This window comes from Pseudomonas crudilactis (assembly GCF_013433315.1).
In the GTDB taxonomy this organism is placed as follows: Bacteria; Pseudomonadota; Gammaproteobacteria; order Pseudomonadales; family Pseudomonadaceae; genus Aquipseudomonas; species Aquipseudomonas crudilactis.
Window position 1 is genome coordinate 18,137 of sequence record NZ_WXVV01000019.1, and the last position, 13,735, is coordinate 31,871.

Here is a 13,735-nt window from a genome sequence, read left to right on the forward strand (position 1 = left end):
AGATTCAGAGTCCGGCCCGGCTCAGCGCCTGGCGGGTCAATTGTCGGGATAAGTCGTTGCGGGCATAACCGATGTCCTTCACCAGTCTGTCGTAACGGGCCTGGCTCATTTTTTCGCCGCTGAAGACCTCAACGTGGGCGAGCTGCAATTGATCTGCCAGAAGCATGATTCGGCGGGCGAGCGGGTTCAGGCGCGACAGATCACTTTCGTCGACCCATTGCGCCTGCGCCTGGCGCAATTCATCGAGCAGACTGATCTTGTTCGCGGCATGCATGTCGTTTGTCGCGTAACGATCCGGGTGGGTGTTGCGCAAATGACGCTCCCAGAAGGCATCGCCGTACAAGTCGATCATGCCGTTGACCAATCCATCGCCGGCTTCACGTTTGATGATTGCGTCGTAGGCAGCATCGATGGTCTTTTTGCTGACACCCGAGGCCGGTTGAAATGGAATGCTTTCGGCATGCCAGGGCAATTCCAGACGTTCGGCCAGTCCTGTCTCGAATGCGATATGCACGTCCATTTCATGCGGTGGCGGTTGCGTCGGGTCCAGCCGGGTTCTTTGTGCCTGGCGGCTGACCTCCTCGTTGGCCAGGTCGCTCATTCGGTCAAGACGCGCAGCGCCATGGGCCAACCGGACCAGTGTGTCGTCCAGCACCTCGACCGATGGCGACTCGGCGTAGGCTTTGGCCACCAACACATCGATGCCCATGGCGTTGAAAAGCTGGGCGCCGGCATTGTTGATGTCTTGTGGCGAGGTGATTTCGCTGAACAGTTTTTCGCGCAGTCGCGAATCAACGGCGACTGCATCGATCATTTCCCAGACCCGCCTGGTCAGGTAGGGACGTGACGCTGCGTTCTGGTAGAACCCGTTTTTTTTCTGGTAGGCGATGACAGCAAAAAAACCTTCGGAGCCGGGCTCTGCCCACACGTCATGCCAGGACTCCTCGCGGTACTTTGCGAGTTGCGCCGAGGGGCTGAACCCATGGTCTTTGGGCAGATCTCGCCAATAGGAAAGCTCATTGCTGGCTGCGGGTGATATCACTTGCTGCGCGGTCAAACCCGTGGACTCACGGTAGTCGCCGTAACGGATCCGGTCGAGAGCGGCAAGCCTGCCCGGATCGAATCGCGCCCGGCTGAGGATGAACGCCTGGTCGGAGCCGGGCGTGACCTGCGGCAGGGTATCGATCGGCGCCTGGCGCATGTCCAGCATGAAACTGCGCAGACGCGGTGTGTCCATATCACCGACCTTGAACAGACCTTGGGGCCAGGTCTGGATATCGGTGTTGGCCAGACTCAGCTCATTCAACCGATCCATCCGCCCGATATCGGGTGGATGGCGCAAGGGGTTGCCGTTCAGGTTCAACGTTTGCAGCTGTGTCAGCTCACCGAACGGCTCGTCGGAAGGGCTGGTCAGGCTGATTTTGTTATCGGCCAGATCCAGCTCCCGAAGCTGACGCATCTTGCCAATCGCCGGTATCACTTGGGTCAGCCCGCACTGGCGAGCGCTCAGTTGATTCAGATGCGGGAAGCTGCTCAGCAAGCCATCGGCGGCTTTGGAAAAGTTTGCGTTGTCGAGGTTCAGGGCTCTGATCCGGGCCAGGTGCAGGTCGATGCCCGGTTGCTGGCGCAGCGCCCGCCACCATTTTTCAAGGTCGGGGCCGGAAAAATCGGCGGACAGGTCCAGGGCGTAACCCTGTTCCGGGTGGTTGCGGCGTTCACCGAATATCTCGCTTTGGCGTTCGAAACACTGGAGCAAGCGCTCCTCGAGATACCGTCCGCCATTGTGCAGGTATTCTCCGGGTGGTCCTGGAATGGTTTCTCCGTAACTGTCGGTGTCCTGACGATAGCTGTCACGCCACCGCTGCAAGATGTCTTTCAGTGACTTGCGATCGTTCTCCAGTCGCTGGATGGCCTCTTCGTGACCGCCGTTGCGCTTGAGCACCTTGATGAACGTCTCGACCTGCCTTTCGTTCATCTTTGGGTACAGCTTTTTGATCCTCTGCTCTGGCGTTAGCTCACCGAAGAATGTCGGCCAGCCGCGCACCAGCGTTTCTGTTTCAACTGTCGCTACCCGGCGAATGGGCGGTTCGGCCAACAAGGTTCTGCGCTCGCTCGGCGCTGCGGTGGTTTCCATGATCCACGACTTGAACCGGCCAGCATCGGCGCCTTTTTCGCCCAGTGCCGTGCGTTTGCCCTCGGGCAGGGCATCGAGCGTGGCCTGATAAAAATCACTGGGTTCATGGAGGGCGCGGTTGTTGCCATCCAGCACCTCGTACTGGCCGTGCTCATTGCGGACGAGCCGCCGCACAAGGGTGGCGTCATCCGCCCCCGCGCTGCAACGCAACGGACCATCATGGACGCCATCGCGCACTTCAATGCGCAGATCGGCAAAGGTATCGGTGTGCACCTTGAGTGCGTTCAGCGCCAGACGTTCGGTGTCGGGCACCACGCTGTCGTCGCGATAAAAACCCTCATAGGCACGAGCAGTGGAGGCTTCGAAATTCAGTTCCCGGGCTTGTGCCTTGATCCGCAGCGGCAAGCGATTGTCATCGACGATACGCTGCACTTCAGCAGGACTGGCCTGGGTCAGGAGTTTTTCCGCCAGCGTCAGCGGCATTTGAGGGAATGTCTGTTGCACCACGCGGATATCGGCCTTGTTCGAGCGCTCGCCAGCCTGGTACAGGCGCTCGGCCACCTCGCCCCGACGGGCTAGCACCGCCTCGGCCAAAAGATCGCGCAGGGCCTGGGGACGTTGCGCAGCCGCCACGTCACGACCGAGCAGGGCCTTGCACTCGGCATCATCGAGAAAGCCTGCGAGGCGTTCGGGCAATTCGCCGTTGTTAAGCTCTGCGTGGCTGATGTTCAGGGTGTTCGCCTCCGTCGCGGCGGGGTTGCCGTATTGGCGTGAGTGCCCGCGCAAATCGGCATGTTCATACACTCGCAACGCCCGCTCGCGAGGCCATCCGGGCAAGCCGGTGGTAATGGGTTCAAACCAGACGGCGTCGGGGGCAAGCGGCTGGCCGTCGCGAATGTGGGTGCTTGATCGCTGGACGTCGTCATACGTGCCAAAGCGCTTGATGGTGTCGGCCAGCAAGGGTGGCGGCGGGCTGTTGTGGTCATGCATCTGGCGCAATGCATCGGTGGCGGTGCCGCTGCTGATGCGGATCTGCTCAAGCTCAGTGGGCGTGAACCGTTCGACGTTGTGGCCCAGGCGCTGCATCAGGGTCTGATCCGCCCAGTCGTGCGGACTTTCGGCTTCGTGCAGCCAGGCACCATGCTCGTTGTGCTCGATCTTCGGCCGGTAGGCGTTGGGGCGTGACGGGTGTTTGATCCGGTGCGTTTTCGAGGTCGGTTGTGTCGAGGCTTTTTCGACGCTGTAGAGTTTGCCTTCCAATGGCAGCAGGGTTTCGCGGCCCATCTGATGCAGGCCATGCCCGTCGGGTTTCGAAGCGGCCGGCAGCATCAGTTTCGTTTGTTCGTAAGGGGCCAGATCCGGGTGCCACAGCGCCGGTTTGCCATTGGGCAGTTTCACCGGTTTCATGCCTTCGACCAGCGGTGACAGCTTCAACTTGAAAGCGTCGCCGATCTGGCTGCCGGCGCCGAATGCCGCCAGTTGAATGACGTTGGTGACCACACTGATGATGTGTTCGCCCATCTCCTGCCAGAGCCCTTGCGCGAGGTCGACCAACCCTTCGATGACGTCGGTGGTGAGCTGGTAAGCCGTGTAAACCATCATCAACTCGCCCAGCCCCGGCACGAACGGTGTGGCGATCAACAGTGCGGCATTGAAGATGTCCGAGACGATCTTCTTGAAGTTGTCCCACCAGGCCCAGCGTGCCTTGCTGTCGGCATCGGCGGTGGACACGGCCAGTTCGCGGGCATCGTTGAGGATCTTGTCGAGTTTCTTCTGGTAGGCGTGTGTCCAGTAGTCGGGTGCCAGCGGCACGTGCTGCAACCGCAGTTGCGGCTTGGCCACATCGTCCTTGCGCCATGCCGGGCGGCTGTCGTCGGGATACTCTTTTTGGTGATACCTGACGATAAACAGGCGTTGCTCAAGTTCGGCAAAAAAGTGTCCGCGCTGCTGCTGGTCGACAAACTGGCTGAAGTACTGCTGGTAGCTTTGCCTGGTCACGGCGCTGACTTTGTTTTCGCGCAACTGGCGCGCCAGCTCGGCCTGGAAAGCCTGCGGCGACGGATATTCCTTGAGCGGATGATCGGGGTCGTTGGGCAGGTAGGCAATCAATCGATTGATCCCGCGGCTGTCGCGCACTGCCGGGATCAGCAGCAGGATGCCGGTCAGGCGCGTACCGAGCATCGACAGGTCGCAGCATTGCTGCCGTCGGCCGTTGAGCATCAGCCGGGTCTGCCCCTCGGCCAGCGCGAGCAGCGTTTTGTAGGCGTCGTACTCGATGTCGTGGGTGAGCAACGCAATGTGCGCGGCGACCGCCAGGGCATCTTTCTGGCTTTGCGTCACTTTGTGTTGCAGCACCGCCTTCGCGACCGGTTCATCCGGCAGCAGGTAGCTTTCGAGGTGCTTTTTGTACCGTGCGCCGATGTCCAGTTCCCGGCACAGCGCCTGGAACTGACGGATGCTCATCGTCTGTCTGATCGGCAGCACATCAAAGTTGCCGAGCTTGTCGGGTTTGCTGATGAAGTCCGAACCGTCCGCGACCTGCTCGTTGCTGGCGAAGTTGTGCAGGGCGGCTTGCAGCAGCGATACCTGCCGGGCGGTGACGCCGTCGGAGAGGTTGAACGCATACCAGGGACTGCTTTTTGGCATGTACAGGTGCAGCCACGTTCGCTCGATGTCGCTATCGCTGTCGGTGTCGCTGGTCAATTCAATGCCGTAGCGTTCCTTGAGCCTGGCCTGCAGCAATGGGGTGGCGAAGGCGGTCAGGTCGATCCTGGCCAGCAAGCGGTCGACCTCGTTTTGCGAACCCCAGGCTTTGATATTGGCGACTCTGAGCTTTTCCAGATAGGCAGTCGGCGCGCTGGCGTACCAGGCTTGGGCGTTCAGTGGTGTCGCCGCCAGTGCCTCGCCTCGAGCGACCGTGGCGGTCTTGAAGTTGTCATCGATTGCGCTGGCGATAAAGTCGTAGTGCCGCCCTTTGTCCGGTGTTGCTGCAGGCACGGGGGAATCAGACATGGCCAATCATCCTTGATTGTTGGAGGAATGATCAGCCTACCTGCGAGGGGGTAAAACAAAAGTTCAAAGATCAGCGGGCAAATGGCGCTACGGGGTGCTAACCCGACGAAAATTCGAATCTGAAAAATACATGAATACCACCCGCCAGCGAGAAAAAACGTCACCCTGAATCAGAAATGCCTGACACGAATTGTTACCTCGCTAACGGCTGCAACGGGCCGGTCATGGCGACGCGGGGTGCCTCCACCGGACGGCATTGCGAGTCGCTGCCCGGTTGCAGGTAAGGCGTCAGAATCGGCGCCATGCCCTTGAGCACCTGCACCGGCAGGGCCGAGGTGAATTTGAAGTTCTCCGCCGAGCGTCCCGGAACGAACGCGGTGAGGGTGCCGAAATGGTGATCGCCGATGTAGAACACAAAGGTCGCGGTGCGGTTGATCGACTTCGAACTGAGGATACGTCCACCCGAACCGATGGCTTCGATCCGGTTGTCGCCGGTGCCGGTCTTGCCACCCATGGCCAGCGGACTGCCATCGGCCAGTTTGAAACTGCCGGAAACACGTTTCGCCGTACCGGCGTCCACCACCTGCGACAGTGCTTCGCGCATGGCATTGGCGACTGCCGATGGCATTACCCGTTTGCCGACATGCGGGTCATTCACCAGACGGGTTTCGTACGGTGTGTCGGCAGCGAAGTGCAGGCTGTCGATGCGCAGGGTCGGCATGCGCACGCCGTCGTTGAGGATGGTGCCGATCAGCTCGGCGAGTGCGGCCGGACGGTCGCCGGAGCTGCCGATGGCGGTGGCCAGCGAAGGCACCAGATGATCGAAGGGGTAGCCGACTTGCTGCCAGCGCTGATGGATTTCCAGAAATGCCTCGATCTCGAGCATGGTGCGGATGCGGCTGTCGCGAGCACCCTTGTGTTTGCTCTTGAACAGCCAGCTGTAGACTTCCTGACGTTCGAAGTGACTGGCCTTGACGATCTGCGTGAACGTCGCGTCCGGGTTGCTCAGCAGATAGCCCATCAGCCACAGGTCGAGCGGGTGCACCTTGGCGATGAAGCCCTGATCCGGCAAGTCGTAGGTACCCGGGCCGTAGGCGTCGTAGAGCCTGATCAGGCGGTCGTCGGTCAGCTTCTCGGTGAGCTTGGCGCCTTTTAGGTGCGAGCGCACGAAACTGTTGAAGTCTTCCTGGCTGGCATTGGGCAGCAGGTAGCGGTGTACGGCGGCCATGCGGATCGGCGTCGGGCGCATGCTGTCGAGGAAGGTTTCGAGACGCGCCTGGGTGTCTTTGTTTTTGTACTTTTTCCAGAATTTGAGCAGGAATGAGGTGCCTTCGCGGTCGGCGAAATTCGCCAGGTATTCCTGACGCCGCGGGTCGCGGTCGTCCTTGAGCAGTTCGGCGCTGCTGTTGGGGCCGGAATAGGTGACGTAGCGCACGACATCGCGCATCAGGCGAATGAACGGCAGGTTGATCGACTCACGCAGGGCATCACGCAGGGTCGGCAGGCGGCCGTTGTCTTCTTTGCGAAAGTTGTGGAATACGTGCAGTCCGCCGCCGGTAAAAAACGCCTCGCCGGGGCTGGCCGAGTATTTGCGGTCCAGTGCGGCGCCGAGCATCTTCGACAGGTCGTGATCCTTGTTCTGGATCAGGTAATCGATGACCCATTGGCTGAGGCGGTCCTGATCCGGTACATCGACTTTTTTCAGTTCCGGCACGCTCATGGCGCCGTACTTGTCGTGCAACTCGGCGATGATTTGCAGGTAAGTGGTGAGCACGCGCATCTTTGCCGTGGAGCCCAGTTCGAGCTTGCTGCCTTCGTTGATATCGAAAGGCTGATCGGTACTGTCGGTCTGCACCCGCACGCGCGAGCCGTCCGGGGTCAGTTCGAACAGGGTGAAGCTGTAACGAACCTGAGTGGTGCTGGTGGGTGTCAGCAGGCGTTCACCGAGCAGACCGATTTCGCCAGCGTAGGCCGGGTCGGCGAGTTTTTTCAGGTAAGCGGTGGCCTGGGTTTGCAGGTCACCTTGCAGGGTGCTGGTGGCCGAAAGATCGAGGCGATCGAGGTCGTACAGCGGGCGGTTGAGCATGCTTGCCAGACGACTGCGGGCAACACTGATGCCTTTGTTGGTTTCAATTGGCTGGAGGGTCGGCTGGGTCTGCCAGTCGCGATAGCTGACGGTGCTGGCCAGGGCGGCATCGGCGAGGGCTGTGTCGATCACGCCGTTCTGCTTGAGCAGGCGCAAGTGGCTGTCGGTGAGGTCGACGAGTTCTTCGCGGCCCTTGGTCAGGTAATGCGACGGCCGACGCTGGGCGATCATCAGCGAGAGCATTTCGCGCAAGGCCAGGCCTTTCTCCGCCATGGTTTTCGGGTCGCTCGCCGGGCTGTTCAGCTGTTCGTTGGCTTTATTGAAGTCGGTGCCGTACCAGACGCGCAAGCCTTCGGCCATGCCATGCACTTCACCGTGACCCGGCACTGCCGACAGCGGCACGCTGTTGAGGTAGTCACGAATGATGTTTTGCCGTGCACCGAGGGTTTGCGGGCCAGGTTGATAAGCGCGAACGCTGGCGGAAATCATCTGGCGAATCTTCTCGGCACCGGACACGGTCAGGCCATCCGGTGAATGCCGATATTTCTCCAGCTGTGTCGCCAGAGTACTGCCGCCGGCCGACTGCCCCGGCAGGTGCAGCAACTTGGCCACTTGCGACCACGCGGCCATACCGAACCGCGGCCAGTCCACGGCCGGGTTGGCCAACGGCTGTTTGGTGTCGAGCAGAAAGCGGTTTTCGATGAACAACAGGCTACTGACCACCACCGGCGGGATGGCCGCGAAATTCGAATACAGTTGTTGCGGATAGTTGTACTTGTACAGCGGCGCGGCGCGGCAATCGGTGATCGACAGTCCGGCCTGGATCTTCTCCGAATACGGCACGAACAGGCCTTTGTCGGTGTAGCTGAGCAGGGCGGGCGAAAAACGCGTCTGCTCGGTCACGACATAGTTGCGCTTGAGCAGACGCGGCAAAAATTCATCGAGAGCGCTGTAACCCAGGCGCATATCGAACGGCCCGTTACCCGGATAACGGATCGCTTCGCTGGGCCCCGGCTCAAGCTTGTAAGTCAGGGACGCCGCATACTGGCTGAGTTCGCGGGACTGGAAACGAGAGGTACGCATCTCCTTGGCAGCCGCCAGCCCTACCACGATTGCGATAATCAGCAGCAATAACCAGAAAGCCTTCCACCCGTGCCGGCTGCGGCGAGGTTTTTCAGGGACAGGCGCTTGATCATCCACACGTTCAGTCGGAACCACGGCTTTACTCGAATCGGTTTGCCACAAAGCGCCCATAGTCGATTGATCCATTCACGCAGATTGATCGGACTTGTCTGAAGCTTAGACGGTGGTTGGCGCTGGTGAAAAAAATGTGCGGTCGCGGGCGGCCGGGAGGTACGGCACGGAACATGCGATGCGATGTGGGCGGGTCGAGAGACTTCGCATCAAAAAAACACACGTGTAACTTTTTAGCAGCGGTTATTTTTATGTATTCAAGTTGCTAAAGTCTGGTAGTACTCGAGAACTTCGGCTGTTGAATGTTTTGGTGTTAACTCGGCGCTCAATTTTATTTGTCTGGGATGACGCCATGTTTGAATTTCGTGGTCAGGTTTTTAGTATTGCCGAACATGTTGATATTGTTGCCGCCGCAACGCCTTCACCACTGTTGAAAATGTCAAAAGAAAATCTGGAGATGTTAAAAGGTTTTGATGCCAATGCACCGCAATGGTTAAAGAGTGCGTCGCCGAAACAACGCGAAGAAGCTCAACGCCTGATAGAAGAAAGTGTGACGGCGCACACGTTGCTGAATAACGCCATGGCATCGGTGAAAACACCTCATGAATTCGCCGCACCATTGCTGACAAGGGCCATCAAGGAAAGGTCCGGCCTGGATCTGGACGTCAATCGGGTGCAGGTGGATTTGTCCGGTAAAAGTGATTTTCACACCTCGCAAGTTGCGCCCGCTTCGCTGCTTGACGCCGCCCTGCATAACTGTCCGGCTGAAAAAAAGGCAATGTTCTTCTTCAAGCCTAATTGCTATATGACGGCGTCTGGAAGGGGGACTGTCGAGGTCGGACTTGGTGTTCATGAGTTTATTGAGTTGTGCAGGCTGCTTGATATCGGCAAACAGTATCAGGCCCATTTGCATACTGCACTGCGCTGGGATGACAGCAGTGCTCGGGACAAGCTGAATAAACTGTTCGTCAACTACCAGAAAGCAGCGCTGAAGGCAGCGAGTTACATTGCTTTATGTAAGGGTGATATTCGCCGGGAACATTTTGAAGCGTTGATGTCGAGTGTCGAAGGGAAGGAACCCGTTCACGTAGACGGTAAGACGCTGTGGTATCGCAGCTTGAGTTTCAATGAGTTGCCCGTGCACAGCTGTATCATTTTCGAGATCGCCGACCCGGACGATGAAAGCATTCTGGACGACCTGCTGCCGACCGTTGACGGTTACGCCAATAACGGTTTCATCGCTTACATTCCTGACGATCCCGATCATCCCGTCAAGCACTACGCAACAGTGACGGCACTCAAGGCCCGTTTGATCGAACAGTTCGTGCGTCGCGCTGAAAGTGACTCGCCCAAAGCGCCAACGGCCTATCAACAGTTCTTCAGCCGGTTCATGCGTTACAAGGATCGTTCGACGTTCTACTACAGCTTTACCGAAGAGGTTCCAACGGCGTCAGGCAAGCCACGGCTGTGGGATCACGAAACCCGTCGGCAAAAACATCAGCCCGATTTTCTTTTGCAGCTCAGGGTGATGGACCCATCGGGTGATCCATGGGCCCAGCACTATGACATCTGGACAACATTGCAGCGCGAGTTCAACCAGCGGATTTTCAGCGATGCCCGCGATGCTGCTGTGTCCAATGCCGATGCCGACGTGCGGGATGAGCAGTCCTTGCTCTCGGTATTCCTCGAAGTCGGCCTGGCCGCACTCAATGTGCTGTCTTTTGCCGTCCCGCCATTGGGGTTGGTCATGCTCGGGGTGTCGGCCGTGCAAATGATGGACGAAGTACTGGAAGGGCTTGAGGAACTCAGCAAGGGCGATAAGGAAGCCGGTTGGCAACACATCACCGACGTGCTGGAAAATATCGGTATTGGTGTGGCGTCTCTTCCGTTGTTGGCCGGCGTTCATTCGGAGTTCACGCCGATTGAAACGCCTGCTGGACAGAAGCGTTTGTGGAAGCCTGACCTCGCACCTTATCGAAGCGACGTCTCGTTGGCAGACGTGAAACCTGATCCACAGAATCAATTTGCGCTCGGCACCAAGCACTATGTGAAGGTCGAGGACGGCGTCTTCGAGACAGTCATCGAACCGGCCACCGGGCAATCGAGAATTCTTCATCCGCACAAACCGCGGGCTTACCAACCGCTGGTTGAGCAAGACGGGGCTGGCGAATGGCAACATGCGTTGCCATCTCCTTCGACAAAAGTTGAACCGACACCTGCCGGGTTCGGTAACAGGCAGTTTCGTCGCTATGCCGTCAGGCCGTCCGAAGTGTCCCGCCTCAGCCCGGCAGGCAAAGGGATCTTGCAAAGTGCTGACGGACAGCGCCGCTATATTCGCAATATCGATGAACGTGGCAAGGTCGCGGTGTACCGCATCAAGAATGATTTCACCCTTAACGCGGAGGTTGTCGACGTCATCCTTGTCGATTCCGCTTTCAATGAACTTGCGGCTCGCCGGTATCGGCAAGTGGCCCCGGATCAATGGCAACCGCAGTCGCTGTTCGGCGGCAATATCACCGGTGATCCGCATGAGACGGACATCGCCGGCGAACCGCTGCCAGGTACCTCTGGCAGGCCGGTCTGGGTGCGCCCGCCTTTCCAGCGCGAGCGTTTGCCCAACGGTCTGTGGGAGCCTCGGATCGAAGTGGTCACGCTCAACGATGTTCGCCATCTTTCCTACGACTGGGGGCCGTTTGAATTTGTCCCTTTCACCAGCAGGCCGACGAATATTCATCAGGCACTGGCGGCCCCGCAATTCGATAATCTTTCTATCAGCACTGATCTTTTCAAGTCCCAGTTCTGGTCGGATATCCGCAAGATAGATCCGCAAATGACCCATGCCGAAGGAGGAGGGCAGATGATTTTTTCCATGCAAAGGATGACAACTTCCGGCGTGGTTGAAGGCGAATTCAACGCTATCAGCGTGTGGAGCACTCCTGACGAACTGCCACATCAGACCAATGCGTTATCGGGGTATTGGGCGCCTCAGGGAGGATATGTCGACATTCCCGTTCACCCTCGATGGGGTGAGCCCGATCATGTGTTTACACCTGGGTTCAGCGGCTGCTCTTTTATCGTCGATCAGATGGGGGAAAACGTCCTGCGCGTAAGACACGTGGAAGCTGGCAAAGAAGCTGCTCAATACAACGATCTGCCCGGCCACGAACATGGTTGGGGATTGAGTGCCGCCATGGAGTTTCCGGATTACGGCTTGCGTAATGATGAAAACGGCAACGCGTACATGATTCTGACGGGGTTTGCTTACATGAAATATGAGCGGACTACGGGTGAATGGGTGCTTCACTACCAAGCCCAGTATGGTGCCCCGACCATTGCACAATATTCCGTTAAAGATCCCGGTTTCTTTGACAAGCCAACCCGAGTGGCCAAGGCTTTTTTTCAGGATAAGGTCATCAGAACCGGTTCCAAAGTCGTGAAAACCGTGGTCACCCCGACACGGCAAAGTAACGCAGCTTGATGGCAGATTCCTGGGGATAAAAACGCGCGTTGAAAAGACGACGCACCAAGGTTGTGCAATACTCGCCGCCGTTTTTAGTGGCGAGTTTTCCTATAGCTACCAGTTGATCTTCCCGACCAGCTTGCGCATTTGTGGCAACTCCCGCTGAATCTTGTGGTTTATAGAGTGAAAAGACCTGCAACAAGGTTTTTATACTGCACGTCCCGCTGATCTTGCAGGTTGTCTTGCAAGACGCGTTTGCCCACGAAGCTGACGCGGTTTCACAGCAGCCAAGGCCTACCGGCCGACGCTTCGACACTCGGTGGTCATATCCAATAACAAGACGAGGTTGCACCCCTATGCCAGTCGGCAATCAACTGCCTCACGGCGACACCGCTCAGGGCGGTCCGCTCAAACGCGAACTCGGCGAACGGCATATTCGCCTGATGGCGCTCGGTGCCTGTATCGGCGTCGGTCTGTTTTTAGGTTCGGCCAAGGCCATCGAAATGGCCGGCCCGGCAATCATGCTGTCGTACATCCTGGGCGGTCTGGCGATCCTGGTAATCATGCGCGCGCTCGGCGAAATGGCCGTGCACAATCCGGTGGCCGGTTCGTTCAGTCGTTACGCGCAAGACTACCTTGGCCCATTGGCGGGCTTTCTCACCGGCTGGAACTACTGGTTCCTGTGGCTGGTGACCTGCGTCGCGGAAATCACCGCGGTGGCCGTCTACATGGGCATCTGGTTTCCCGATGTGCCGCGCTGGATCTGGGCCCTCGCGGCGCTGATCAGCATGGGCTCGATCAACCTGATCGCGGTGAAGGCCTTCGGTGAATTCGAATTCTGGTTCGCCCTGATCAAGATCGTCACGATTATCGCCATGGTCATCGGCGGCATCGGCGTCATCGCGTTCGGTTTCGGTAATGACGGTGTGGCGCTGGGGATTTCCAATCTCTGGGCCCACGGCGGCTTTATGCCCAACGGCGTGACCGGCGTGCTGATGTCGCTGCAAATGGTCATGTTCGCCTACCTTGGCGTCGAGATGATCGGCCTCACCGCCGGTGAAGCGAAGAACCCGCAGAAGACCATTCCCGATGCGATCGGCTCGGTGTTCTGGCGGATTCTGCTGTTCTACGTCGGTGCACTGTTCGTGATTCTGTCGATCTACCCGTGGAACGAAATCGGCACCCAGGGCAGCCCGTTCGTGATGACCTTCGAGCGTCTGGGCATCAAGACCGCCGCCGGCATCATCAACTTCGTGGTGATCACCGCCGCGCTGTCGTCGTGCAACGGCGGCATCTTCAGCACCGGGCGCATGCTCTACAGCCTGGCGCAGAACGGCCAGGCACCGGCCGGTTTTGCCAAAACCTCGAATAACGGTGTACCGCGTCGAGCGCTGTTGCTGTCGATTGCGGTGTTGCTCTTGGGCGTCATGCTCAACTATCTGGTGCCGGAGAAAGTCTTCGTCTGGGTGACCTCGATTGCTACCTTCGGTGCGATCTGGACCTGGGTGATGATCCTGCTGGCACAGCTGAAATTCCGCAAAGGCCTGAGCGCCAGCGAACGTGCGGCACTGAAATACAAGATGTGGCTGTACCCGGTCAGCTCGTATTTTGCGCTGGCGTTTCTGGTGCTGGTGGTCGGCCTGATGGCGTACTTCCCGGACACGCGCGTGGCGCTGTATGTGGGGCCGGCGTTCCTGGTGCTACTGACGGTGTTGTTCTACGTGTTCAAGTTGCAACCGACCAACGCAGCGCAAGGCGCGGTGCGTTCGGTTTCTTAAGTCGTCGCTGCTGAAAAACGAAGCCCCGGTCGCGAGATCGGGGTTTTTTATTGCCCGTGCCACAGATCTTC

At 58.5% G+C, this 13,735-nt stretch carries 4 protein-coding genes; 2 read left to right on the forward strand and 2 right to left on the reverse strand.

Annotation, left to right across the window (positions count from 1 at the left end):
- Positions 1–4: 4 nt before the first annotated feature.
- Both GTU76_RS20195 and GTU76_RS20200 read right to left on the reverse strand, forming a co-directional pair.
- Positions 5–5,146, reverse strand: coding sequence for a dermonecrotic toxin domain-containing protein (locus GTU76_RS20195; protein ID WP_180699427.1), 5,142 nt, complete (start codon positions 5,144–5,146; stop codon positions 5–7).
- Between the two features lie 193 nt (positions 5,147–5,339).
- Positions 5,340–8,486 (reverse strand): transglycosylase domain-containing protein, encoded by a 3,147-nt coding sequence (locus GTU76_RS20200; RefSeq protein WP_180699428.1) that lies wholly within the window; start codon positions 8,484–8,486, stop codon positions 5,340–5,342.
- 292 nt (positions 8,487–8,778) lie between these two features.
- On the opposite strand from GTU76_RS20200, the gene GTU76_RS20205 reads away from it, so the two are divergent.
- Together GTU76_RS20205 and GTU76_RS20210 are read left to right on the forward strand one after the other, a co-directional pair.
- Positions 8,779–11,904 (forward strand): dermonecrotic toxin domain-containing protein, encoded by a 3,126-nt coding sequence (locus GTU76_RS20205; RefSeq protein ID WP_180699429.1) that lies wholly within the window; start codon positions 8,779–8,781, stop codon positions 11,902–11,904.
- Positions 11,905–12,242: 338 nt separating this feature from the next.
- Positions 12,243–13,664, forward strand: coding sequence for an amino acid permease (locus tag GTU76_RS20210; RefSeq protein ID WP_016987556.1), 1,422 nt, complete (start codon positions 12,243–12,245; stop codon positions 13,662–13,664).
- Positions 13,665–13,735 lie beyond the last annotated feature (71 nt).